Source organism: Sinorhizobium fredii NGR234 (genome assembly GCF_000018545.1).
GTDB classification, from domain to species: Bacteria; Pseudomonadota; Alphaproteobacteria; order Rhizobiales; family Rhizobiaceae; genus Sinorhizobium; species Sinorhizobium fredii_A.
This window is the reverse complement of sequence record NC_012586.1, coordinates 1,656,625-1,681,788: the sequence shown is the minus strand read 5'-3', so window position 1 is coordinate 1,681,788 and position 25,164 is coordinate 1,656,625. Positions and strand designations below refer to the sequence as shown.

The following is a 25,164-nucleotide window of genomic DNA, read 5'->3' as shown; positions in this document are numbered from 1 at the left end:
TTTTAGGAACGGGAGACTTAAATCATGGCCATTCTGCTGCTGGCTGACCACGACAATACGAACCTTTCCGACCAGACCGCCAAGGCGCTGACGGCAGCGACGAAGATTGCCAGCGGGGCTGGAGCCGACGTGCATGTGCTGGTCGCCGGCGCTGGCGCCAAGGCCGTCGCCGAACAGGCGGCGAAGCTTGCCGGCGTATCCAAGGTGCTGGTCGCCGACGACGCAAGCCTTGCCAACAATCTCGCCGAGCCGCTGGCGGCGCTGATCCTCTCGCTGGCCGGCTCCTACGACACGCTTGTGGCCGCCGCCACCTCGGTCGGCAAGAATGTCATGCCGCGGGTGGCGGCGCTCCTCGACGTCGCGCAGGTCTCCGAGATCATCGACGTGATTTCAGCCGACACCTTCAAGCGGCCGATCTATGCCGGCAACGCCATTCAGACGGTGCAGACGAGTGAGCCGAAGAAAGTCATCACGGTGCGGACCGCAGCCTTCCCGTCTGCCTCCCAAGGAGGCAACTCGGCTGTCGTCGAGGAAATCTCGACGACAGCCAATTTCTCCGATCTCTCCAGGTTTGTCTCCGACGCACTGTCGTCCTCCGACCGGCCGGAGCTGACCTCGGCGAAGATCATCATCTCCGGCGGCCGGGCGCTCGGCTCGGCGGACAAGTTCAAGGAAGTCATCCTGCCGGTTGCCGACAAGCTCGGTGCCGGCGTCGGTGCGTCCAGAGCCGCCGTCGACGCCGGCTACGCGCCGAACGACTGGCAGGTCGGCCAGACCGGCAAGGTGGTCGCGCCCGATCTCTACATCGCCTGCGGCATCTCCGGGGCGATCCAGCACCTGGCCGGCATGAAGGATTCGAAGGTGATCATCGCGATTAACAAGGACGAGGAAGCGCCGATCTTCCAGGTCGCCGACTACGGCCTGGTCGCCGACCTCTTCGAGGTGCTGCCGGAGCTCGAAAGGGCGCTCTAACCTCCAAGGCTTGGACAACATCGGCCGGATCCTATCTCAGTTTGCACTGAAACGGAGACACATAGATGTCTGAAATTCCATCAACTTCCCGGGTAGTGATCATTGGAGGCGGGGCCGTCGGGGTCTCCTGCCTCTATCATCTCGCGAAAGCCGGATGGACGGACTGCGTTCTTCTCGAGAAGAACGAGCTGACATCCGGTTCGACATGGCATGCGGCCGGAAACGTACCGACGTTCTCAGCCTCCTGGTCGATCATGCACATGCAGCGCTACTCGACGGAGCTGTACAAGCGTGTCGGGGCTGAAGTCGATTACCCGATGAACTATCACGTCACCGGATCCTTGCGCGTGGCGCATACCGACGAAAGGATGCGCGAATTCCAGCGCGTCAAGGCAATGGGCCGCTACCAGGGAATGGACATCGAGATCGTCGGCTTCGACGATATCAAGCAACGTTATCCCTTCCTGGAAACCCACGATCTCAAGGGCGCACTTTACGATCCCAACGATGGCGATATCGATCCCGCGCAGCTCACCCAGGCCCTCGCCAAGGGAGCAAGGGAAATGGGCGCGAAGATCGTCCGTTTTTGCGCTGTGACCGGCGTGCGACGCGATGGCGACGAGTGGGTCATCAGCACGGAGAAGGGCGATGTCCGTTGCCAGTACGTGGTGAACGCGGCTGGTTATCGGGCCGAGGAAGTCGGCCGTATGTTCGGCCGGGAAGTGCCGATGATGGTGATGAGCCATCAGTACATTCTGTTCGAGGAAATCCCCGAACTCGCGGCCTGGTCCACGGAACACGGTCGCAAGCTGCCGCTCCTGAGAGACGTCGACAGCTCGTACTATCTGCGGCAGGAGAAGACGGGGATGAACCTCGGGCCCTACGAGCGGAACTGCCGCGCGCACTGGGCCACACCGGATGACCCGATGCCGGACGACTTCTCCTTCCAGCTCTATCCGGACGACCTGGATCGGCTGGAATGGTACTTGAACGACGCCGTGGAGCGCGTCCCGATCCTTGGCACGGCCGGTCTTTCGCGAGTGATCAACGGCCCAATCCCATACACGCCGGACGGCAATCCGCTGATCGGCCCGATGCCGGGAGTGCCCAACGCATTCGAAGCATGCGTGTTCACGTTCGGCATTGCCCAGTCTGGCGGTGCCGGCAAGGTGCTCGCCGAATGGGTCACGGAAGGCAAGACGGAATGGGACATGTGGTCCTGCGATCCGCGCCGGTTCACCAACTACACGGATCCGCAGTACTGTCTCGACAAGGGCATGGAGATCTACGGAAACGAGTACGCGATCCACTTCCCTCGCCATGTGTGGCCCGCCGGACGCGACCGCAAACTCTCGCCGTTGCATAATCGAATGAAGGAGCTCGGTGGGCAGTTCGGTCCCTACAACGGCTGGGAACGCGCGAACTGGTATGCACATCCGGGGGACGACACATCCGAACACAGCACCGAAACTTTCCGACGCGAGGGGCCCTGGCTGAGACGCGTTCGCGAGGAATGCCACGCCGTCCGCGACCATGCCGGAATCCTGGATCTGCCTGGATTCTCTCGTTTCAGGGTTGAGGGCGAGGGAGCCCGCAACTGGCTTCTCAGCATAACGACTGGGCCGATCCCCAAGCCTGGTCGGATCGGGCTCGCTTACTTCGCCGATGACGCCGGCAGGATCGTCACCGAGATGTCGGTGATGGCGATCGAGGAGGAAGCGTTCGTCCTGATCACAGCCGCCGTCGCGCAGTGGCACGACCGCGAGTGGCTCGAGAAGCAACTGCCGAAAGACAGCACGATCAGGATCACCGATGTTACCGACCGCTTCTCCTGCCAGATTCTGACCGGGCCGGAATCACGAGCTATTCTGGCGAAGGTCGCCGACGCCGATCTTTCAAAAGGGTGGCTTACACACCAGCCCGCCCGGATCGTCGGACGCGACTGCCGCCTGGTGCGCGTCTCGTTCGCTGGCGAGCTCGGCTGGGAGATCCATTCCAAGGTCGAGGACACTGCCGCGATCTTCGATGCGGTCTGGCAGTCGGGCACAGAACACGGGCTGAGGCCCTTCGGCATGTTCGCCCTGGATTCCCTTCGACTTGAGAAGGGATACCGTGCCTGGAAGGTCGATCTTTCGACCGACTACTCGATCCTCGAGGGCGGCCTTGAGCGGTTTGTCCGGTGGGAGAAGCCCGCTTTCGTCGGCAAGTCCGCGCTTGAGAGCGAGAAACAGCAGGGCGTTCGCAAGCGCTTCGCCACCATGACCGTCGACGCTGGCGAATACGACGCACCGTACATGTCCATCATCTGGCACGGCGACCAGATCGTCGGAGAAACGACTTCCGGGGGCTACGGGCACCGCATCGACAGGTCGATCGCGCTCGGCGTTGTTCGCACTGATCTCGCTGAACCCGGAACATCGCTTGAAATCGAAATTTTTGGAAAACGCCACAGGGCAACGGTCCAGCCTGACCTCCCACTTTGGGACCCGCAAAACGAAAGAATACGCGCATGACCAACCTCCCCAACAAAGCACGCGTCGTCATCATCGGTGGCGGCATCTCCGGATGCTCGGTCGCATATCACCTGGCGAAGCTCGGCTGGAAGGACATTATTCTCCTCGAGCGAAAGCAACTGACGTCAGGCACCACTTGGCACGCGGCCGGGCTTGTCGGGCAGTTGCGCGCCTCCGAGAACATGACGCGTCTGGCGAAGTATTCGGCCGACCTCTACGTCAAACTGGAAGAGGAGACAGGCATCGCGACCGGGATGCGCCAGAACGGATCCATCACGGTCGCGCTGACTGAGGAACGCAAGGAGGAGATCTACCGCCAGGCGACGCTCGCCCGCGCATTCGACGTGGACGTCCAGGAAATCTCGCCCCGGCAGGTGAAGGAGATGTATCCGCATCTCAACATCGAGGACGTCGTCGGCGCCGTGCATCTGCCGCGTGACGGCCAATGCGATCCGGCCAACATCGCGATGGCGCTCGCGAAGGGAGCACGCCAGCTAGGTGCGAAAGTCGTCGAGAACGTGAAGGTGACCGCCGTTCACGATCGCGACGGACGCGTCACCGGTGTCGCCTGGGCACGGGGTGAGGAGAGCGGCACCATCGAGACGGACCTCGTCGTCAACTGCGGCGGCATGTGGGGTAGGGACCTGGCGGCAAGCTCCGGCGTAACGCTTCCTCTGCATGCATGCGAGCACTTCTACATCGTCACGGAAGCGATCGAGGGCCTCTCCCGTCTGCCGGTCCTGCGCGTTCCCGACGAATGCGCCTACTACAAGGAAGATGCCGGGAAGATGCTTCTCGGCGCGTTCGAGCCTAAGGCGAAGCCCTGGGGTATGGGAGGCATCAGCGAGGATTTCTGCTTCGACCAGTTACCGGATGATTTCGACCACTTCGAACCAATCCTCGAAAAGGCAGTGAGCCGCATGCCGATGCTCGAGACTGCCGGCATCCACACCTTCTTCAACGGCCCGGAGAGCTTCACGCCGGACGATCGCTACTATCTCGGCGAGGCACCCGAACTGAAAGGGTACTGGGTCGCAGCCGGTTACAATTCGATCGGCATCGCCTCGTCCGGTGGCGCTGGCTTTGCGCTGGCGCAGTGGATGAACGACGGCGAGCCCCCGTTCGACCTCTGGGAGGTCGACATCCGTCGCGCCCAGCCGTTCCAGCGCAACCGGCAGTATCTGAAGGAGCGGGTCACGGAGACCCTCGGACTGCTCTACGCCGACCACTTCCCGTACCGCCAAGTGGCAACCTCTCGTGGCATCCGCCGCACCCCGCTGCATGAACACCTCAAGGCCCGCGGCGCAGTCTTCGGCGAGGTCGCGGGCTGGGAGCGTGCGAACTGGTTCGCCAGGGAGGGCCAGGAGCGCGAGTACCGCTATAGCTGGAAGCGGCAGAACTGGTTCGAAAACCAGAAGGAAGAACATCTCGCTGTCCGGAACGGGGCCGGCCTGTTTGATATGACCTCGTTCGGCAAAATCCGGATTGAGGGTAGGGATGCGACGGCATTCCTGCAGAGGGTGTGCGCCAATCAGATGGACGTCGAGCCGGGCCGGATCGTCTACACCCAGATGCTCAATCAGCGCGGCGGCATCGAGAGCGACCTGACCGTGACCCGTCTCTCCCAGACCGCCTTCTTCGCCGTCGTTCCCGGCGCAACCCTTCAGCGCGACCTCGCATGGCTCAGGAAGCAGCTTCGCCCCGAAGAGTTCGTGGTTATTACCGACGTCACGGCGTCCGAATCCGTTCTGGTGCTTATGGGGCCGAAGGCGCGCAATGTGATCACCCGAGTGAGCCCCAACGACTTCTCGAACGAATCGTTCCCGTTCGGCACGGCACAGGAGATCGAAATCGGAATGGGACTCGCCCGCGCCCATCGTGTCACCTATGTCGGCGAACTGGGCTGGGAGCTCTACGTCTCCTCCGACCAGACCGCCCACGTGTTCGAGGCGATTGAGGAAGCCGGCAAGTCTTCCGGACTCAAATTGTGCGGTCTTCATGCCCTTGATTCCTGCCGTATCGAGAAGGCGTTCAGGCATTTCGGACACGACATCACCGACGAGGATCACGTCCTTGAGGCAGGATTGGGCTTCGCCGTGAAGACGGCGAAAGGCGAGTTCATCGGCCGGGACGCGGTCCTGCGTAAACGCGAAGAGGGGCTGAAGCGTCGACTCGTTCAGTTCCGTCTCAAGGACCCGGAACCGTTGCTGTTCCACAACGAGGCCCTGGTGCGCGATGGCAAGATCGTCTCGATCGTCACCTCCGGCAACTACGGCCATCACCTCGGCGGCGCAATCGGGCTTGGCTACGTGCCCTGCGACGGCGAGAGCGAAGCCGACGTGCTGTCGTCCAGCTACGAGATCGAGATCGCCGGTGAACGGTTCCCGGCCGAGGCTTCGCTGAGGCCGATGTACGACCCCAAGGCTGAACGCACCAAGATGTAATGCTGGCAAACGGACAAGGAAACAACATGTACCGCACCAACACTCCTAATCTCGAGAATTACTGGATGCCGTTTACGGCGAACCGCCAGTTCAAGGCGGCTCCCCGGCTACTGGCTTCCGCGGAAGGCGTCTATTATCGGGACATCGACGGCAATCAGGTGCTCGATGGAACCGCAGGCCTCTGGTGCGTTAACGCCGGACATGCACGCAAGGAGATCTCGCAAGCCGTCGAGCGCCAGTTGAACACACTGGACTTCGCGCCGTCGTTCCAGATGGGGCACCCGATCGCGTTCCAATTCGCGGAGAAGTTGGCCGAGATCGCGCCAGGAGAACCTGGCAAGAAGCTGGATCGAATCTTCTACACGGGCTCGGGATCGGAATCAGTAGACACAGCTTTAAAGATCGCGATCGCCTACCAGCGCGCGATCGGGCAGGGCACCCGTACTCGCCTTATTGGCCGCGAACGCGGCTACCATGGCGTAGGATTCGGTGGAATCTCGGTCGGTGGACTGGTCAATAACCGCCGTGTCTTTCCGCAGGTTCCGGGAGCGGACCACCTTCGTCACACTCACGATCTTGCGAGGAACCCGTTCACCAAGGGCGGGCTCCCGGAACATGGCGCGGAATTGGCCGACGACCTGGAGCGTCTTGTCGCGCTGCACGGCGCGGAGACAATTGCGGCGGTTATCGTCGAACCAGTCGCCGGTTCGACGGGCGTCCTGCTGCCGCCGAAGGGATACCTGGAGCGGCTCCGCGCGACAGCCGACAAGCACGGCATCTTGCTGATATTCGATGAGGTCATCAGCGGGTTCGGGCGTCTCGGCGCTCCGTTCGCTGTCGACTATTTTGGCGTGACACCGGACATCATCACCACGGCAAAGGGCCTTACCAATGGCGTCGTGCCGATGGGTGCGGTCTTTACCAGCAGCAAGGTGCATGACGCCCTGATGCATGGACCGGAAGCACAGATCGAGCTGTTCCATGGGTATACCTATTCGGGCCATCCGGTGGCATGTGCCGCCGGACTGGCGGCGATGGAGATCTATGAGAAGGAAGCTCTGCTCACCCGCGCGTCGGAACTGGCAACCTATTGGGAAGACGCGGTTCACGGCCTGAGGTCCCGGAAGAACGTCATCGATATCCGGACAATCGGCCTGGTGGCGGGGATCGAACTCGCCTCACGGTCGGAGGCCGCAGGAGCACGGGCATACGACGTCTTCGTTGACTGTTTCAAGCGCGGCCTTCTCATCCGAGTGACCGGAGACATCATCGCACTGTCTCCGCCGCTGACCATCGAGAGGGAGCAGGTCGACGAGCTTATGTCGATTCTCGCCGACGCGCTCGATCGGGCAGACTAGAGAATGGCGGGGCGGTTGCACACTGTGGTGCGCCTGCCCGCAGCCCGCATTCACTCGATATCAACAATCGTTTGTTGAACACGGAGGGATCAAATGAAGGGTTTCCAGTCCAGTGCAGAAACATCAGACGTCGCGCCGATTGTTGTGAATATTGGATCCGCCGTCAAATCCGCGCGCGAGGCGGCCCGATACAGCCTCGAGGATCTTGCGGTCACCTGCGGTCTCACCGTGGGTGAAATCGTCCAGATCGAGCAGGGTGAGGACACTGACCCGGCACGGGTGAAGCGAGTCTCCATCGCTTTGAAGATTTGATCGGGTGCTGGTTGTATGGTCAGGACTTCTGCTGAGGTGCCAATTCGGCGACATCAGTAGCGCTTCAACCGAGGATTGGTCGAGTCAGGGGGCAACCGACATTTGTTTGCCCCGGCCTCGGCGGATCGACCCGCCGCGGACTGATATGATTGAGGGGAGCCATGTCCCCTCAATCCTCGTTCCCCGCCAGAGAAGGGCGGCTGGATTACCGGTTGACGCGCTGCCTGCCTGCGGGACTGAGAGCAGCGACCCGAATGGCACGCGGTCTCGCGCTCGTTCTCAACACGTTCACGCGCTACGATGCCGAGAGTGGTCGTATTGCGAAGGTCCGAAGACATGCAATGCTTTGTCATTGGCTCTACTATTGCGAACGACGGCTACGGGTCGATCTTTCTGGTTCCCATTCGTCGTGGGTGAGTGGACTGCGGAAGTCCGGCGCATTCTTTGGTGCCGACACTGGCGTTAGATGAACTCCGGCCTATCTTGGTATGCTCAGCCTCAATCGATCGGTTTGCCATCAAGAAGACGCAAGATTGCGTTTCGGCTGCGGCGCAGGAATGGATAAGCGATACGCGCACGACGGGGCGATCGGTAGAGCCAAGCATTCAGGCGGTTGAAGACACCGGAAGGTGTGGTCAACATCGCCAGAAGGTGCAAAGCGGCATCACCGTGGTAAAACTGCCCTTGATATTTTAATAGCATTCCCTCGTTCAGATCGTAGCCGCGGCGCTTGGCCTCGCCAGCTTCTGGACCGGCTTCCCGGGCATCTACCAGGCGCAGCGGTCCTGCCGCCTCCTTCAGGCGCGTGTAGCGAGCATAACCAGTGCAAAACGGGCAGTCGCCGTCATAAAGGAGCCATGACTTGGAGCTGATTTCGATGCTGACTTGGTCCATCTTGCACCTCGCTGATTACGCAATTGGAGCTGGCACGAGCAACCCGCAATACCCACCTTTACCAGCGACATGGCTAACGGGAATCATACGACCCTCGCGGCGCCATTGAAGCAATAATTTGCGGAACTCAACCACCAGGTTCTGGCGGCCCGTTAAAGGTGGGTACTGGTATCCGATCATTGCCAACTCATCGTCGATTTCGATGCGAAGCGACCTTTTCGTGGAACGGGCGGAAGACGAAGTGCGAACGTCGGCCGGCCGCTTTCACCAATTTAGGGTCGATTGCCATTATTTGACATGCGCGTCAGCTATACGGCAGACCGGTCAAGAAAATCAGCGTCGCCCGCAGCGCGGCTTTTCAGGGATGTGATGAACGTACGAAACGCGGTCCGCAGCGGGTCAAACAGAGCATTTCTTTTTTCTCGCAGCATCACTTCCCCAAGCAACTTCAGTCCGACCGCGGCTGCCGCTGCAGCATCCGGAGCGAGGCCGGTAGTGCGGCGCATGCGCTCCACTATGTCGATGATGTCGTCATGGTTGAAATGTTCGAAGGTCAATACGGCGGGCTCATCGGGAACGCTGCCGTCACGCTTGCCAACCAAACGCAAGGATACTTCGTAGGTGTAGCCTGAAGAAGCCATGATTTTCTCCTGCTTTCTTCTCAGAAGAGAACGACGGAACGGATCGATTTGCCTTCGTGCATCAGGTCGAAGGCCGTGTTGATCTCGTCGAGTGGCATGGTGTGGGTGATCAGATCGTCGATGTTGATCTTGCCTTCCATATACCAGTCGACGATCTGCGGAACGTCGGTGCGGCCACGGGCGCCTCCGAAGGCCGTGCCCTTCCATACGCGGCCCGTCACCAGCTGGAACGGACGCGTCGAGATCTCCTTGCCGGCTTCGGCAACGCCGATGATGATCGACTCGCCCCAGCCGCGATGGCAGCATTCAAGCGCCTGGCGCATGACATTGGTGTTGCCGGTGGCATCGAAGGAGAAGTCCACGCCGCCACCTGTCAGGTCCTGGATGGCCTCGACAACTTTGCCGGTCCCGACCTCGTTCGGGTTGACGAAGTCCGTCATGCCGAAGCGGCGCGCCATCTCAGCCTTGGCGGGGTTCAAATCGACGCCGATGATCCGGTCGGCGCCGACCATGCGGGCGCCCTGGATCACGTTGAGGCCGATCCCGCCGAGGCCGAACACCGCGACATTCGCGCCCGGCCAGACCTTCGCCGTGTGGATGACCGCGCCGATGCCGGTCGTCACCCCGCAGCCGATGTAGCAGATCTTGTCGAAGGGGGCGTCCTCGCGAACCTTGGCGATGGCAATTTCCGGCAGGACCGTGAAATTCGAGAAGGTCGAGCAGCCCATGTAATGGAAAATCTCGCCGGCGTCGCACGAGAAGCGGGTGGTCCTGTCCGGCATCAGGCCTTGGCCCTGCGTCGCCCGGATCGAGGTGCAGAGGTTCGAGCGTTGCGACAAGCAGGTTTTGCACTCCCGGCATTCGGGCGTGTAGAGCGGAATGACGTGGTCGCCAGGCCGCAGCGATGTGACGCCAGGCCCAACCTCCCGGACGATCCCGGCACCCTCGTGGCCGAGGATCGCCGGGAACTTGCCCTCCGAGTCAAGGCCGGAGAGCGTGTAGGCATCCGTATGGCAGACGCCGGTTGCCATGATCTCGATGAGAGCTTCCCCGGTCTTGGGGCCGCCGATTTCGATTGTCTCGATCGACAGTGGCTTGTTAGCCGCCCAAGCGACCGCAGCGCGAGATTTCATGTGGAGTCCTCCCTCGATATGCATTGACGTTCTTAGTGGTTTGTAGATACTCATTGGTATCCGAAATTGCAAGATGCAGTTTCGAGTTGGTGTTCACATGATCGATCCGTGACCCGATAGGGGTCCTGGGCGATCGGTCAAACTGACGCAGACAGGGAGGGTTCGAATGTTTGATGTCGCGGGAGCGCAGCCGCCGAGCGGTTCGAAAGTTAACATGAATGCGCCGGGTAGCGGCGGTTCCAGTGAGGTGCTGCCTCCGTCGGAGTCTCACCTGAGGTCGCCCGGTACTTCAGCACCGGGTGGCGGCAAGCGCCAGATCGAAGCACCGAAAGCGGCATAGGAGGGCCCGGCTATGGATTTCCTTTCCGTCGAGCCGAGCTCAGTTCTTCGGGTGCTGTGCGGCCTCTGGTTCATTCCCCATTGCATCGGCAAAATGCGAAATGTCGGGCCCGCTTCGGCAACATTTGCCAAGGCCGGGTTCCATCCGGCTGGAGCGTTCGTGATCATTACCATCATCGCCGAACTGATTGCCGGCTCGGGACTGGTCCTCAATATCTTTCCGAAGCTTGCGGCCGGTCTGGCTGTCGCCGTTCTGCTTGGCGCCAGCTATGCCGTCCTTCGTATCAACGGTTGGAACTGGCGCTGGCAGAAGCAGGGGCCGGAGTTCATGATCTTCTGGTCGGCGGCTTGCGTCCTGGCCGTGCTTGATTGACGCCCCAGCCTTTTAGAGATACTGGGAGGTATCCGAGTGCGATAGCAATCAGGGAGAGTAATCTTGGCGCGATTGACACGAGAACAGAGCCAGGCGCGGACGAAAGCGAAGCTGCTGGCGTCCGCGCGCGAGGTCGTCGCCCGTGAAGGTTACGAGGGCGCAACCATTGAACGCATCGCCGAGGAAGCGGGCTTCAGCAAGGGAGCCTTCTATTCCAATTTCAACGGCAAGGAAGACATTTTCCTTTACCTGCTCGAGACCCATGCGGGCGAAGACGTCGTCGAGCTGCAGGCACTGCTCGGTCCGATCGAAGATCCGCGCGACTTGATCGATACATTGAGCAATTGGGCCCAGGAGCGCTCTACCGACCCGAGCTGGGGGATGCTGGCATTGGAGCTCTTCCGCCACGCGCGACGCAACGCCACCTTCGGGGAGCGTCATTCAAACCTGTTCCGCGCGCAATGGGAGGGATTGGGCAAGATACTGCTTCGGATATTCCCGGAAGGCGGGGCGCCCGCCGGTCCGACGGCGCTCGGCGGTATTGTTTTCGAGCTCACCTATGGCGCAGCGTCGAGCTTCACAAACGGGCCGACGGTCGGCGAGCTTGTGAAAGTCGCCTTGACATCGATGTACGAGGCCTATGGCGCCAGGGAAAAGGCGATCTGAGCCAGTTGAGGGTGCGACGCAAAGGGGAGCGCCCGCGGCAGTTATTCGGCCGCGGGCCAGCGCCATGATTAAGCGGTTGCCTTGCTGTTGAAGGTCGGGCGCACCGCAAGCGCACCGTCGCCCGCGAGAACAACCGCGGCCAATCCAACGATCCACAAAGCCAAGAATTCCCATCCGCCATTCGGGTTGGTGAAGAAGAAGCCGGCCGCGGCATGGACCATGATGATCGCGCCGAGCAATACCGGTATCAGGACCAGCGCAGCCACGCGCGCGAAGAAACCGGCGATGAGGGCGAGGCCGCCCAGGGTCTCGAGAGCGATCGTCAGATAGGCGAGGGCAGCCGGCAGGCCGAGGCTTGCAAAGAACTGCGCCGTCCCGGCCGGCGTGAAGACGAAGACCTTCAAACCGGCATGGGCGAGAAAGAGTAGTCCGAGTGTCACCCGCAGCATGAGGATGGCGTAGGGGGCAGTACGTGAATCGATCATCTGTGTGTCTCCTTTTGGTGTGGTCTGTTGGATTGACGCAGCATCCGGCCGGTCCTGCCGGCAAGGCTTCTGGCGCTGTTCGATATGCGAGGGTGCCGCCGTGGACCGCGGATCGGATGAAGGTCTCGCCCGCCGAGCCGGCCGCTCAAACACTGCTTCCTCAATTTGCCCTCCCGGCCGGCTCTCCCGCTTGCAGGCGGTCGCCTCACATCATTGCTACCCGACGGCTTGTCCCTACACTTCAAAGTAAGCATTGACATACCGTTCGGATTTCAGATACTTTTCGGTATCTTGAGGATTGTCAAGCGGCGCCGCAGAGGAGAATTGGCGCCGACAACTTCGGGACCGACCGAACAGCCCTAGGGGAGGATAGGATGGCTGTGGATCTCAAGGCTGCCGGCAACGGCGGCCCGGTGCTTTCCGTCGAAAATGTTGACGTGCGCTTTGGCGGCATACATGCGCTAAAGGGCGTCTCGCTCAGCGTGAATGCCGGCGAAATATGCGGCCTGATTGGCCCGAACGGCGCCGGCAAGACGACGCTGTTCAACTCCATTACCCGGCTGAGCGCGGTGACCGCCGGTTCGATCCGCCTTTGCGGACGGGCGATCGAAGCGTTGCCCGCGCGCCAAATCATCCAACTGGGCGTTGCGCGCACGTTTCAGAATCTCGGCATCTACGGCGCCATGACGGTGCTGGAGAATGTCATGCTTGGCGCCCACCACTTGACGGGCGGCCGCTTTATCGAGGCGGTGCTGCGACCCGGGCGTGCCCGTGATCGGGAAAGCGCGACGGAGCAGCACTGTCGGGCGATCCTCGAACACCTCAATCTCACCGGCGTTGCCGACAAGACAGCCGGCTCGCTGCCCTATCCGACGCAAAAGCGCATGGAAATCGCCCGGGCGCTTGCCTCCCGTCCCACGGTGCTTCTTCTCGATGAGCCGGCGGGCGGGCTCACCCATGGGGAAGTTGCAGAGTTCGGCGAGCTCGTCACCCGCGTCCGCGACGATCATGGCGTCACGATCGTGCTCATCGAGCACCATATGGGTCTGGTGATGAGCCTTTGCGATCGAATTGAGGTTTTCCACCTCGGTCGCAACCTGGCGAGCGGCACGCCCGCAGAGGTCAAGGCCAATCCGGCAGTCATCGATGCCTATCTCGGGAGGGCGCGATGACAATGCTAAAGGTACAAGGCCTATCCGCCGGATACGGCGCAGCCGACGTTCTGCATGGCGTCGACTTTTTCGTCGAGCAAGGCGCGATCGTAGCGCTGCTCGGATCGAACGGCGCCGGCAAGACGACGATCCTTAGAGCTCTGTCGGGGCTCATGCCGGCGCGGGGAACGATCGATTTTTGCGGCTCGAATCTCACCCCCTGCAACGCGGCACAGAGAGTGGCGCTTGGTCTTGCGCACATACCGCAGGGCCGCGGAACATTCGGCGACTTCACGGTTGAGGAAAACCTTGCGGTCGGGGCCTATACGGTCGGCGACAGGCAACAGATCGCCTCCGACATGGAGCGGTGGTACGCGGCCTTTCCGCGGCTCGCCGAGCGTCGGCAGCAGCAGGCCGGCAGCCTCAGCGGCGGCGAGCAGCAGATGCTGGCCCTTGCCCGGGCGCTCATGTCGCGCCCGAAGCTTCTGATGTGCGACGAGCCTTCGCTTGGCCTTGCGCCGGCGATCACCGAAGAAATCTTCGAAATACTCAAGTCGCTCAATCGGGAGCACGGCATGACGCTCCTGATCGTCGAGCAGAATGCCGACCTCACCCTCCAATTCGCGGATACGGCCTACGTCCTCGAGTCCGGATCTTTCACGGTGAGCGGCGCGGCGCGGGATCTCTTGGGCAACGAGGCCGTCCAGCAATCCTATCTGGGGGTGTGAGATGGAACTGTTCTTCCAACTTGTCGTCGATGGCCTTGCATCCGGAGCCATCTACGCGTCCCTGGCGCTGGCCTTGGTCCTGATCTTCCGTGCGACGCGCATCGTCAATTTCGGGCAAGGCGAAATGGCCACCTTCTCGGCTTATTGTGCCTGGCAGCTCTATGAATGGGGCATGCCGATGATGCTTTCCTTCCTCGTCGTCGGCGTCTTCGCGTTCGTGCTCGGGATCGGCATTTTCCGCTTCGTCATCAGGCCGGTTTCTAAGGCCCCGGTCGAGGCCGTCGTCGTCGTGACGCTCGGGCTCTTCGTCGTCTTCCAGGCGCTATCCCTGTGGCTCTGGGGTTCCGACCAGCGTGCTTTTCCCTCGCTGTTCCCGAACATCGGCTGGGATTTCCTTGGCGTGCGCATGACGGCAAGTGCGGCCGGCATGATCGCCCTTCTGCTCTGTCTCGCCGTGGCCACGGGGGCGGTCTTTCGCTTCACACGGCTTGGCCTCGCCATGCGAGCCTCCGCCTTTGATGGCGAGAAGAGCCTGCTTGTTGGGATCCCCGTCGAACGGATGCTGATGCTCGGCTGGGGCTTTGCCGCGGTGATTGGCTTCGTCGCGGCGCTTCTGGTCGGGCCGCGGCTGTTCCTGAGCCCGACGATGATGATGCCGATCCTGCTCTACGCCCTGGCGTCGGCGACCCTTGGCGGCTGGGACAGCCCGCTCGGGGCGATGATCGGCGGTCTGATTGTCGGTGTGGCGGAAAGCCTCGGCGCGACCTTTCTCCCCTTCATCGGTGCGGATCTGCGCGTGGTGATCCCGATACTCGTCACTCTCGTCGTCCTGCTCGTTCGGCCGGTCGGTCTCTTCGGTACTCGCACGGTGGTCAAGCTATGAACACGCAACTTCTTCGATTTGCCCCCTTGGTCCTTGTCGCCGCTGCCCTCGGCTCGCCTCTCGTTGTTCCGGATTTCCTGTTGTTCGAAATCAGCATTGCCGTCTCCTACGGGATTGCGATCCTCGGCCTCAATTTGCTCCTCGGCTTCACGGGACAGATCTGCTTGGCACAGGGTGCGTTGTTCGGCGTGGGTGCCTATACGACGGCCATTCTCAATGTCAGTTTCGGCTTGGATCCGCTGGCGACGCTCCCATTGGCGGCCGTCTCCGCAGGGCTGATTGGCGTGATCATCGGCCTCCCTGCCTTGAGGCTGCAAGGTCTGCAGCTCGCGATCATCACCTTCGGCGTCGCGTCGGCCTTTCCGCAGCTCCTGTTGAAGATGGACACGCTGACCGGCGGCGTGACCGGCCTTGCAACCGACCAGCCGTTTGCGCCCAAATGGTTCCCCGGCAGCCAGGAAGCCTGGCTCTATGGCGTGTCACTGATATGCGCAGCCATCTCCATCATGGTCGTCACGCGCCTGCTGCGCGGCGATACCGGTCGTCTGATGCGCGCCCTCCGCGACAATCCGGTGATTGCCGAGGCGCTCGGCGTCAATCTCACGAAAGGCCGCTTGGCGGCCTTTGCCGTGAGTTCGGCGCTCGCCGGGCTTGGCGGCGGCCTCTTCTGCATCCTCAACGGGTTCATCAGCCCACAATCGTTCCTGCCGATGAAATCGATCGACATCCTGATCGGCGGTATCGTCGGCGGCATCACCAGCATTGCCGGCGCTTTCATCGGGGCCGGCTTCGTCGTCTTCGTGCCGGGCTTCACGACCGATATCAACCCTGCACTCGGCGGGTTGATTTACGGCCTCTGCCTGATCGCCATGATGATGGTCGCCCGCCAGGGCATTGCCGGGCTGCGGATCGAGACGTTTCTCGCCGCTCTTTCTGCGGTCTTCAAGTTCAAGGTCTTGTCGCGAATGCCGGGCCCGTTGCCCGGCCAATTGGGAGGAGAATGACATGCCGATACGCGTTCCTAGAGGAGCTTTCAGCCTGCTGCATGTGGTGGCGTTGACGGGCCTTATGACCGGCAGCGCCCAGGCACAGGAGAGCGAGTCCCCCGGCATCACGAGCGATGCGGTCCGCATCGGCATTTCAGGACCGCTGACCGGGCCGGTTGCGGCGATCGGCGCGATCACCGAGGGAGTAAGGACGAAGGTCGACGCCATCAATGCTGCGGGCGGCGTCAAGATGGGCGACGGCAAGACCCGCAAGATCGAACTTGTCGTCGAGGATGACGGGTTGGATCCGCAACGCACGCTCACCAATGTGCGCAAGCTCGTTGAGCGCGAGGAGGTGTTCGCAGTCCTGGCGACGGCCGGCACGCCTAACAACCAGGCGATCGGCCGGTATATTACGCAACGCGAGGTGCCCAACCTCTTCATGTATTCGGGCGTCCACGAACTCGCCGGACCGGAGTGGGAGATCGGCCTCGTTCCCTCCTTCACGACGGAGGCGGCCGCATTCGCGCGCTATCTGCTGGACACCAAGCCCGAAGCGAAAATCGCCCTTCTCTATCTGAACACCGAGACGGGGCAGACCTTCCAGAAGGCCCTGGAGGACGCGGTCAGCATGTCCAACATCAAGATCGTCGCGGCGCAACCGGTGACCTCGGCGGACCCAACGGTCGAAAACCAGCTTTCGACCCTCAAGGCCTCCGGTGCCGATACCCTGGTCGTGATCACCGGTCCGAAGCAGGGGGCAGAAGCAGTGCGCTTCGCCACCGAGAGCGGCTGGAATCCGACGACTCTCGTGTCGAACATCGCAGCCTCCGTCGCTTCCCTGAAACCGGCGGGCCTCGAAAATGCAAAAGGCGTGATCACAAGCCAATACCTCAAGCAAGTGAATGCCAAAGCCCCGGGCGACGACGCAGGCATCAAGCATTACATCGCCGACCGTGAGGCCGCCAAGGCCAGCTTCGCCATCGACGACGCGCTCGGTCAGGTCGGATATGCGACCGGCGATGCGCTGGTGAAGGTGCTCTCATCGATGAAGGAGCCAACCCGTGCAGCGATGATGGAGACGGCTCGAAACCTCGACAGTGTCCAATTGGATCTGCTTCTGCCGGGCATCACCCTGAACACGAAAAGCGGCGAGGACGTCTATCCCATCGAGTCGCTGCAGCTCTTCCAGTTCGATGGAGCAACGTACCAGCCTGTCGGCTCGATGATCTCCTTCGAAGGGAAGACGCCGTCACATTGACTGCGATCCAATACATCGTGAAGGGGGCGCTCAGGGCGCCCCTTTTTTGTGTTCTTCGCTAGTCTAGTGCCCGTCCACAAACGGTAAACTGCTGAAATTATTGGGTGAATCGCGATATCTGCGCGGGCAAAGCCCGGCGGTTTCAGGTATACTTTAGATCAAGCTACTGATTCTAAAGACAAACCCGTAACCGCCGGAGCCGACAATGCGCCAAGAACGCACCGTCCAAGCCAGCATATTTGATCTTTTCGCCGAACACGAGATCGGTCGTGAACTGAAGGCGATGTCGGAATGGCTGGATGAGCATGGCGAGTTGCTCGGGCTGGTGGCGGGGGACCTGCGCCGGCATGGTCTCAGACAGACCGGCCGCGAGGGGCTACCAGCCGAGGCTGTGCTGCGCTGCGCGCTGCTCAAGCAGCATCGCCAGTTGAGTTACCAGGAACTGGCCTTCCATCTCGAAGACTCCGCCTCGTTCCGGGCGTTTGCCCGGCTGCCGTGGGGCTGGAACCCGAAGAAGTCGGTCTTGCACAAGACGATCAGCGCGATCCGGGCGCAAACCTTTGAAGAGATCAACGGGGTGCTGCTGGCGAGCGCCCGGCAGGAGAAGCTGGAAAGTGGCAAGGTCGTGCGCGTGGACAGCACCGTCACCGCCGCACCGATACATGAACCGAGCGACAGCAGCCTGTTATGGGACGCTGTCCGGGTGACGGTGCGGCTGTTGCAGCAGGCCGAGGCGCTGGGTAGCGCCATCCCATGGCACGACCATCGCCGCGCGGCAAAGAAGCGGGCTCGGGCGATCGAATATACCCGCGGCCGCCCCAAACGAATCAGGCACTATCGCGAACTGCTCAAGATCACGCACACGACTTTGAGTTATCTGCAGCAGGCCAGTGAACAGGTGCCGCTGACGGCGGGCCCGGCCGGCGCACTGTGGCAGGCCCAACTCCGCCATTACCGGCCGCTGATCGAGCGGATCATCGCCCAGACCGAACAGCGGGTCCTGGTCGGGGAGCCGGTCCCTGCCGGCGAGAAGCTGGTGAGCCTGTTCGAGCCGCATGCCGACATCATCGTCAAGGGCAGCCGCGACGTCGACTACGGCCACAAACTCAATCTGACCACCGGCAGAAGCGGACTGATCCTCGACCTCGTCATCGAAGCCGGCAATCCGACCGACAGCGAGCGCTTGCTGCCGATGCTGGAACGCCACATCGCCTTTTACGGCGAGCCGCCGCGTCAGGCGGCGGCCGACGGCGGCTATGCCAGCCGCGAAAACCTGAGCGGAGCCAAAGCCCGCGGCATCCGCGACATGGCCTTCCACAAGAAGCGCGGCCTCAGCATCGAAGACATGGTCAGCAGCCGCTGGGTCTATCGCAAGCTGCGCAACTTCCGCGCCGGCATCGAGGCCGGCATCTCTTGCCTGAAACGCGCTTATGGCTTGGGGCGCTGCACCTGGCGTGGGCTCGACCACTTCAAGGCTTATGTCTGGTCCTCGGTGGTCGCTTACAATCTCGCCCTCTTCGCCCGCCTCAGGCCGACCTGACGCTCCTGATCCGGTGGCGTTCAGAGCAAGGCCGGCGAGCGTCGGCCGATACCCCATGACCCATTGCCGCCAGATCGCTCTTCGGGCCATAACCTGCGCCGCCTTGTGCCATCACGCGTCCCAAGAAACGATGTCAGCCGGCAAACAACCTTGCAAAACCGCAGAAAAACAGGCGTTTATGGATGGGCACTAGTCTAGCCATTTCCATACGAATGGAGGTTGACATTCCGAATAGAATTCAGATACTGAATGGTATTCTAAATTGCTGGGGAGGCTTGCAGATTCTCCAGGAGTGATTGCCGCGGGAGGGGCGTCATGGCGAAAGTGATACGGAACATAAAGCGGATGGACGATGCGATCGTCCGCGGGCTCGGTGCCCTTGGGGTTGCTACCGTGCATGAGGCGCAGGGGAGACGAGGCCTGCTTGCGCCCCATATGCGGCCGATCTATCGGCGCGCAAAGATTGCCGGCAACGCGCTGACCTGCGAGGTCGCTCCCGGGGACAACTGGATGATCCACGTGGCGCTGGGCGAGGCCCGCCCGGGAGACATTCTCGTAGTCACGCCGACATCGCCCTGCGACGACGGCTATTTCGGCGATCTCCTGGCGACGTCCGCCAAGGCGCTCGGTATCCACGGCCTGATCATAGATGCAGGCGTACGTGACGTCGCCACCCTGACGGAAATGCAATTCCCCGTGTGGTCGAAAGCCATCTCCGCCCAAGGGACGGTCAAGGAGACCTTGGCCAATGTCCAGGTGCCGATCGTCTGTGCCGGATGCCTGATCAACCCGGGCGACGTCATCGTCGCCGATGACGATGGCGTCTGCGTGGTTCCCGCCGAGGACGCGGCGATGGTGCTCGAGAAGGGGCGTGCGCGGGAGAAGATGGAGGAGGAGAAGCGGCTGCGTTATGCGGCGGGCGAACTCAGCCTCGACGTCAACAACATGCGCCGGAAGCTCGCGGAGGAAGGACTCGTCTATGTCGACTGAGAGCAAATCAGCCGTGCCGCGACGGGTCGTGACGGGCATCCGCAATGGCCGCTCCGTCTTCGTCAGCGACGATCTCGTGCCGAATGCGCACCTGCATGCATCGATCCCCGGTTTCATGACGTCGGTCTGCTGGGCGACGCCGGCCGGTCCGGAGTTGCCGCTGGATGGTTCGGACCCCGCTCTGCCCGGGACCCGAATTACCCCTTCGGCCGGCGAAACGCGCTTGATGATCGTTCGTTTCCCGCCGGACTCGGTGATGGCGGACCCGTCCTTCGATCCCGCAGCGGCGGATGCGGAGCAGCAGGTCCACCTTCCTGGGCTCGCGGAACTCTTCGAACGCGAAAACCCCGGGATGCACACGACGGACTCGATCGACTACGACATCGTGCTCGAAGGCGAGATCTGGCTGGAGCTCGATGACGGGGCGGAGGTCAATCTGCGGCAAGGCGACGTCGCGATCCAGTGCGGCACACGCCATGCCTGGCGAAATAAAGGGACGTCGCCGGCAACGATGGCCTTCGTCCTGATTGGAGCAGCGCGTTCCTGAGCAACATCGCTCGCACGCGCGGAAATCAACACATGTGCAATTCACGCTGCCGGAGGAGGGCGCGATGCATTACGATTGCCTCATCGTCGGAAGCGGGCACGGGGGCGCCCAGGCAGCGACGTCGCTTCGTCAGAACGGCTTCCAAGGATCGATCGGAATCCTCAGCGAAGACCGGGATCCGCCTTATGAACGTCCGCCCCTCTCCAAGGATTATCTCCTTGGTGGCAAGACCTTCGACCGCATTCTGATCCGGCCGGCTGAGTTCTGGACGTCGCGCAGCATCGACCTGCTGCTCGGGCACGAAGTCGTCAAGGTCCACGCGAAGGAGAAGCAGGTCCTTTGCGCGGACGGTGCCACCTACAGTTACGGCTACCTCATCTGGTCCGCTGGCGGGCGCCCGCGCCGGATGTCCTGCCCCGGTCATGATCTTCAAGGCATCCACGCGGTCCGGACACGCTCGGATGTGGACCGGCTCGTGAAGGATCTTGCCAGCGCGGAAGGAGTGGTGGTCGTCGGCGGCGGTTACATCGGGCTCGAGGCCGCGGCCGCGCTAACCAAGCTCGGAAAGACGGTGACCGTCGTCGAAGCGATGAACAGGGTGCTTGCCCGTGTCGCGGCGGAACCGCTGTCTCGTTTCTATGAGAGGGAGCACCGTGACCACGGCGTCGAAATCAGGCTCGAGACCGGTGTCGACAAGTTCGTCGGTAGCGAGGGACGCCTCACTGGCGTTCTCTTGAAGGATGGTGTGACGCTTCCTGCGGATATCGCGATCGTCGGCATCGGTATCGTGCCTTGTGTCGAACCGCTGATCGAGGCCGGAGCGTCGGGAGAGAACGGCCTCGACGTCGACGAGCATTGCCGGACAAGTCTGCCGGACGTGTTCGCGGTCGGCGACTGCGCCCGGGTCAAGAGCGCCCACGGCCTGCGGATCGAGTCCGTGCAGAATGCCCATGATCAGGCCACTGCCGTGGCAAAGACGCTTTGCGGGGAATTGACGCCTTACAGCGCAACGCCCTGGTTCTGGTCGAACCAGTACGACCTCCGGCTTCAGACCGTGGGTCTTTCCGCCGGCTTCGACAGGACGGTGGTGCGCGGCGATCCCAACACCCGCAGCTTCAGTATCGTCTATCTCCGCGAGGGTGCGGTGATCGCCCTGGACTGCATCAATAGCGTCAGGGACTACGTCGAAGGCCGAATGCTGGTCGAAAGGCGCGCGCGCGTCAGTCCGGACGTCCTGGCAAACAACAGCATCAGACTGAAATCGCTGGCCCTTGCGTGAAGCACACGAGAGCGATGTGGGAGGTTTAAATGTCGAATTTTACGGTGATCTCGCGAAACGGACAGATCGTGCCCGTCGAGGGGCGCGATGGAATCTCGATCATGGAGCATATCCGCGATGCGGGCGTGGACGAATTGCTGGCGCTTTGTGGCGGCTGCTGTTCCTGTGCCACCTGTCACGTCTATGTCGATGACGATTTCCAGGAACATCTACCGTCGCTCTCCGTCGATGAAGACGATCTGCTCGACAGTTCGGATCACCGGCGACCGCAATCGCGGCTGTCCTGCCAGGTACGTTTCACTGCGGAGCTTGCGGGCATGATCGTGACGCTGGCACCGGAAGACTGACCTCTTCGCCGGGGCGTATCTCTCCAATCAGTGATCCATTACCGCCCGGAGGTAGGTGACGGTGAGTGTAAGTGTTTACATTGCAAGGGAAAGCAGTCCCGACGAGCCGCGCGTAGCGGGCTCGCCTGAGACGGTGAAGAAAATCCTGTCGTTCGGCCTTGAGGTAGTCGTGGAGGCCGGAGCAGGCCGCTGTTCGCGCATTCCGGATGCTGAGTTCGAGAAGGCCGGCGCCCGGATCGGGAGCGCCGCCGATGCCAAGACCGCCGACGTCATCCTGAAGGTCCGCCGCCCGATCGCCGGGGAGATCGCCGCCTACAAGCCGGGCGCGCTCGTCATCGCCATCATGGACCCTTACGGCAACGCGGAGGCGATCGCCGCCATGGCCAACGCCGGCGTAACCGCCTTCGCCATGGAGTTGATGCCGCGCATCACCCGGGCGCAATCGATGGACGTGCTTTCCTCGCAGGCGAACCTCGCCGGTTATCAGGCGGTGATCGATGCGGCCCACGAATATGATCGGGCGCTGCCGATGATGATGACTGCGGCCGGCACGGTGCCGGCCGCGAAGGTGTTCGTCATGGGCGCCGGCGTTGCCGGCCTGCAGGCGATCGCCACTGCAAGGCGCTTGGGCGCCGTCGTCTCGGCAACCGACGTCCGTCCGGCGGCCAAGGAACAGGTCGCCTCGCTCGGCGCCAAGTTCATCGCCGTCGAGGACGAGGAGTTCAAGGCGGCCGAAACCGCCGGCGGCTATGCCAAGGAGATGTCGAAGGAGTATCAGGCCAAGCAGGCCGCACTCGTCGCCGATCACATTTCCAAGCAGGACATCGTCATCACTACGGCGCTGATCCCCGGCCGCCCGGCGCCGCGGCTCGTCACCCGCGAAATGCTCCATTCGATGAAGCCCGGCTCGGTCGTCGTCGACCTCGCCGTCGAGCGCGGCGGCAACGTCGAGGGGGCAGAAGCCGGCAAGGTGACGGAGGTCGCCGGCGTCAAGGTCGTCGGGCACCTCAACGTGCCGGGCCGCATCGCCGCCTCCGCCTCGCTCCTTTATGCCAAGAACCTCGTCACCTTTTTGGAGACGATGGTCTCCAAGGAGGAAAAGCGGCTGGCGGTGAACATGGAGGACGAACTCGTCAAGGCAACGGCGCTGACCTATGGCGGCGCCGTGGTGCATCCGGCCTTCGGCGGCACGAATGAGGGGGAAAAGTGATGGCGAACGAACTGTTGGACAAGGCACTGACCGACCTTGAACGGGCGGTCGAGGCGGTCAGGACCGCCGCCGAATACGTGCCGGATGCGGCCGGGGCGGTTGCCCATGGCGCCACCGGCGGCGCTATCGATCCTTTTGTCTTCCGCCTGGCGATCTTCGTGCTGGCGATCTTCGTCGGCTATTACGTCGTCTGGTCGGTGACGCCGGCGCTGCACACGCCGCTGATGGCGGTGACCAACGCGATCTCATCGGTGATCGTCGTCGGCGCGCTCTTGGCCGTCGGGATCTCCGCTTCCGGGCTTGCCACCGGCTTCGGCTTCGTGGCGCTGGTGCTTGCTTCCGTCAACATCTTCGGCGGCTTCCTCGTCACCCAGCGCATGCTCGCCATGTACAAGAAGAAAGAAAAGTGAGGCGGGGCCGATGAACGCGAACTTTGCAGCCTTCCTCTATCTCGTCTCCGGCGTGCTGTTCATCATGGCGCTCCGCGGTCTCTCGCATCCGACCACCAGTCGCAAGGGCAATGCCTACGGCATGGTGGGCATGGCCATTGCCATCGTCACGACGCTGCTTTTGGCCGGGCCGTCGATCGGCGGTTTGCTGTTGATCGTTCTCGGCCTCGCGCTCGGCGGCGGCGTCGGTGCCTACATCGCCAAGCGCATCCCGATGACGGCGATGCCGCAGCTCGTCGCCGGCTTCCATTCGCTGGTCGGTCTTGCCGCGGTGCTGGTCGCGGCCGGGGCGCTCTACGCGCCGTCCTCCTTCGGCATCGGCGAAGTGGGCTCGATCCATGCCCAGGCGCTCGTCGAGATGGCGCTCGGCGTGGCGATCGGCGCGATCACCTTCACCGGATCGATCATCGCCTTCCTCAAGCTCGACGGCCGGATGTCCGGCAAGCCGATCCTTTTGCCCTACCGCCATCTGATCAACCTGGCGCTCGCCGCCCTCGTCGTCTTCTTCATCATCGGCCTGGCGTTGACCGAGAGCCACTTCAATTTCTGGGCGATCGTCCTTCTGTCGCTGGCGCTCGGCGTGCTGATCATCGTTCCGATCGGCGGCGCCGACATGCCGGTGGTGGTGTCGATGCTGAACTCCTATTCCGGCTGGGCGGCCGCCGGTATCGGCTTCACCCTCGGCAACCTGGCGCTGATCATCACCGGGGCGCTGGTCGGTTCCTCGGGGGCGATCCTCTCCTACATCATGTGCAAGGGCATGAACCGCTCCTTCATCTCGGTGATCCTCGGCGGCTTCGGCGGCGAGACGGCGATCGCCGCGGACGACAGCGGCGTGCAGAAGACGGTCAAGCAGGGCTCGGCCGACGATGCCGCCTTCCTGATGCAGAACGCCTCGAAGGTGATCATCGTGCCGGGCTACGGCATGGCGGTGGCGCAGGCGCAGCACTCGCTCCGGGAACTTGCCGACAAGCTCAAGGAGGCCGGCGTCGAAGTCAAATACGCGATCCATCCGGTCGCCGGCCGCATGCCCGGGCACATGAACGTGCTGCTCGCCGAGGCGAACGTCCCCTATGACGAGGTGTTCGAGCTCGAGGACATCAATTCCGAGTTCGCCCAGGCCGACGTCGCCTATGTCATCGGCGCCAACGACGTCACCAACCCGGCGGCGCGCGACGACAAGACCTCGCCGATCTACGGCATGCCGATCCTCGACGTCGACAAGGCCAAGACCTGCCTGTTCGTCAAGCGCTCGCTCGGCTCCGGCTATGCCGGCATCGACAACACGCTGTTCTACAAGGACGGCACGATGATGCTCTTGGGCGACGCCAAGAAGGTCACCGAGGAGATTGTCAAGGCGATCAATCACTGAGCTTCAGACCCAGCCTGAGACAGATGCCCGCCGCGAGGCGGGCATCTGCGTTTCGGCGTGTGCCGGGCCAGCGGGTGGCATCTCCAGGCACTTACGGCTTGAATGTGGGCTCATTCCAACGGCGGACCTTATGACCCGAGGCCCGCATCCCGCGCGTTCTCGCGCGCCCCCCAAGGGGCCGATGGCCAAATAGCGTTTGCGGGCCCTTGGGTGACACGTCCGCCAGACACATGCAAAAACCCCGCCCGGCGGCACCGGGCGGGGTGTGTACGTAGCGATTGCTACCCCGAA

Annotated in this window: 24 protein-coding genes; 20 read left to right on the top strand and 4 right to left on the bottom strand. The window is 62.3% G+C overall.

Translation table 11 applies throughout. The annotated features are described in order from the left end of the window. Positions 1-24: 24 nt before the first annotated feature. The 5 genes from NGR_RS07945 to NGR_RS07925 all read left to right on the top strand — a co-directional run bounded on the left by NGR_RS07945 (position 25) and on the right by NGR_RS07925 (position 7,599). A complete protein-coding gene (locus NGR_RS07945) occupies positions 25-972 on the top strand; it encodes an electron transfer flavoprotein subunit alpha/FixB family protein (protein WP_015887736.1) in 948 nt (315 codons plus the stop codon). A 65-nt stretch (positions 973-1,037) separates the two neighbouring features. Beyond that, positions 1,038-3,485 (top strand): GcvT family protein, encoded by a 2,448-nt coding sequence (locus NGR_RS07940; protein WP_015887735.1) that lies wholly within the window; start codon positions 1,038-1,040, stop codon positions 3,483-3,485. After that, on the top strand, positions 3,482-5,929 hold the full coding sequence (locus tag NGR_RS07935) for a GcvT family protein (protein ID WP_015887734.1): 2,448 nt from the start codon (positions 3,482-3,484) through the stop codon (positions 5,927-5,929). The genes NGR_RS07940 and NGR_RS07935 overlap by 4 nt, the downstream gene beginning before the upstream one ends. Before the next feature lie 26 nt (positions 5,930-5,955). Beyond that, positions 5,956-7,287, top strand: coding sequence for an aspartate aminotransferase family protein (locus NGR_RS07930; RefSeq protein WP_015887733.1), 1,332 nt, complete (start codon positions 5,956-5,958; stop codon positions 7,285-7,287). Positions 7,288-7,380: 93 nt separating this feature from the next. After that, positions 7,381-7,599, top strand: coding sequence for a helix-turn-helix domain-containing protein (locus NGR_RS07925; protein ID WP_015887732.1), 219 nt, complete (start codon positions 7,381-7,383; stop codon positions 7,597-7,599). A 498-nt stretch (positions 7,600-8,097) separates the two neighbouring features. Here the strand turns inward: NGR_RS07925 and NGR_RS07920 are convergent, their stop codons facing one another. The 3 genes from NGR_RS07920 to NGR_RS07910 all read right to left on the bottom strand — a co-directional run bounded on the left by NGR_RS07920 (position 8,098) and on the right by NGR_RS07910 (position 10,267). Beyond that, positions 8,098-8,493, bottom strand: a complete 396-nt coding sequence (locus NGR_RS07920; RefSeq protein ID WP_015887731.1) for a DCC1-like thiol-disulfide oxidoreductase family protein — start codon at positions 8,491-8,493, stop codon at positions 8,098-8,100. Positions 8,494-8,801: 308 nt separating this feature from the next. Then, positions 8,802-9,134 (bottom strand): DUF3861 domain-containing protein, encoded by a 333-nt coding sequence (locus NGR_RS07915; RefSeq protein ID WP_015887730.1) that lies wholly within the window; start codon positions 9,132-9,134, stop codon positions 8,802-8,804. A gap of 20 nt (positions 9,135-9,154) precedes the next feature. Beyond that, positions 9,155-10,267 carry an S-(hydroxymethyl)glutathione dehydrogenase/class III alcohol dehydrogenase gene (locus NGR_RS07910; RefSeq protein ID WP_015887729.1) on the bottom strand — a complete coding sequence of 371 codons (1,113 nt, stop codon included), beginning with the start codon at positions 10,265-10,267 and terminating at the stop codon, positions 9,155-9,157. 352 nt (positions 10,268-10,619) lie between these two features. Here NGR_RS07910 and NGR_RS07905 point away from each other — a divergent pair, with 352 nt between their 5' ends. Continuing rightward, complete coding sequence (locus tag NGR_RS07905; RefSeq protein ID WP_015887728.1) at positions 10,620-10,979, top strand: DoxX family protein; 360 nt, start codon at positions 10,620-10,622, stop codon at positions 10,977-10,979. Between the two features lie 63 nt (positions 10,980-11,042). Beyond that, on the top strand, positions 11,043-11,645 hold the full coding sequence (locus NGR_RS07900; RefSeq protein WP_015887727.1) for a TetR/AcrR family transcriptional regulator: 603 nt from the start codon (positions 11,043-11,045) through the stop codon (positions 11,643-11,645). Positions 11,646-11,713: 68 nt separating this feature from the next. On the opposite strand, the gene NGR_RS07895 is transcribed toward NGR_RS07900, so the two are convergent. After that, positions 11,714-12,130, bottom strand: a complete 417-nt coding sequence (locus NGR_RS07895) for a DoxX family protein (RefSeq protein ID WP_015887726.1) — start codon at positions 12,128-12,130, stop codon at positions 11,714-11,716. Positions 12,131-12,504: 374 nt separating this feature from the next. Here NGR_RS07895 and NGR_RS07890 point away from each other — a divergent pair, with 374 nt between their 5' ends. From NGR_RS07890 to NGR_RS07830, 13 genes are all read left to right on the top strand, one after another. Beyond that, on the top strand, positions 12,505-13,302 hold the full coding sequence (locus NGR_RS07890; RefSeq protein WP_015887725.1) for an ABC transporter ATP-binding protein: 798 nt from the start codon (positions 12,505-12,507) through the stop codon (positions 13,300-13,302). Then, positions 13,299-14,009 carry an ABC transporter ATP-binding protein gene (locus NGR_RS07885; RefSeq protein ID WP_015887724.1) on the top strand — a complete coding sequence of 237 codons (711 nt, stop codon included), beginning with the start codon at positions 13,299-13,301 and terminating at the stop codon, positions 14,007-14,009. Before NGR_RS07890 ends, NGR_RS07885 begins: the two co-directional genes overlap by 4 nt. A 1-nt stretch (position 14,010) precedes the next feature. Beyond that, a complete protein-coding gene (locus NGR_RS07880) occupies positions 14,011-14,892 on the top strand; it encodes a branched-chain amino acid ABC transporter permease (protein WP_015887723.1) in 882 nt (293 codons plus the stop codon). Beyond that, the gene (locus NGR_RS07875) at positions 14,889-15,896 is read left to right on the top strand and encodes a branched-chain amino acid ABC transporter permease (protein ID WP_015887722.1); all 1,008 of its coding nucleotides are present in this window, start codon (positions 14,889-14,891) and stop codon (positions 15,894-15,896) included. Before NGR_RS07880 ends, NGR_RS07875 begins: the two co-directional genes overlap by 4 nt. A 1-nt stretch (position 15,897) precedes the next feature. Then, positions 15,898-17,139 (top strand): ABC transporter substrate-binding protein, encoded by a 1,242-nt coding sequence (locus tag NGR_RS07870; protein WP_015887721.1) that lies wholly within the window; start codon positions 15,898-15,900, stop codon positions 17,137-17,139. Positions 17,140-17,344: 205 nt separating this feature from the next. Continuing rightward, positions 17,345-18,679, top strand: coding sequence for an ISNCY-like element ISRsp17 family transposase (locus NGR_RS07865; RefSeq protein WP_012707505.1), 1,335 nt, complete (start codon positions 17,345-17,347; stop codon positions 18,677-18,679). 315 nt (positions 18,680-18,994) lie between these two features. After that, a complete protein-coding gene (locus NGR_RS07860) occupies positions 18,995-19,669 on the top strand; it encodes a 4-carboxy-4-hydroxy-2-oxoadipate aldolase/oxaloacetate decarboxylase (RefSeq protein ID WP_015887719.1) in 675 nt (224 codons plus the stop codon). After that, entirely contained in the window at positions 19,659-20,216 is a 558-nt protein-coding gene (locus NGR_RS07855) for a cupin domain-containing protein (RefSeq protein WP_015887718.1), read from the top strand. The genes NGR_RS07860 and NGR_RS07855 overlap by 11 nt, the downstream gene beginning before the upstream one ends. A gap of 64 nt (positions 20,217-20,280) precedes the next feature. Continuing rightward, positions 20,281-21,495: an NAD(P)/FAD-dependent oxidoreductase gene (locus tag NGR_RS07850; protein WP_015887717.1), complete on the top strand. Its 1,215-nt coding sequence runs from the start codon at positions 20,281-20,283 to the stop codon at positions 21,493-21,495. 29 nt (positions 21,496-21,524) lie between these two features. Beyond that, on the top strand, positions 21,525-21,842 hold the full coding sequence (locus NGR_RS07845; protein ID WP_015887716.1) for a 2Fe-2S iron-sulfur cluster-binding protein: 318 nt from the start codon (positions 21,525-21,527) through the stop codon (positions 21,840-21,842). 61 nt (positions 21,843-21,903) lie between these two features. Beyond that, a complete protein-coding gene (locus NGR_RS07840) occupies positions 21,904-23,052 on the top strand; it encodes a Re/Si-specific NAD(P)(+) transhydrogenase subunit alpha (protein WP_015887715.1) in 1,149 nt (382 codons plus the stop codon). Next, positions 23,052-23,462, top strand: coding sequence for an NAD(P) transhydrogenase subunit alpha (locus tag NGR_RS07835; RefSeq protein WP_015887714.1), 411 nt, complete (start codon positions 23,052-23,054; stop codon positions 23,460-23,462). Before NGR_RS07840 ends, NGR_RS07835 begins: the two co-directional genes overlap by 1 nt. A gap of 10 nt (positions 23,463-23,472) precedes the next feature. Continuing rightward, a complete protein-coding gene (locus NGR_RS07830) occupies positions 23,473-24,873 on the top strand; it encodes an NAD(P)(+) transhydrogenase (Re/Si-specific) subunit beta (protein ID WP_015887713.1) in 1,401 nt (466 codons plus the stop codon). Positions 24,874-25,164: the final 291 nt, after the last annotated feature.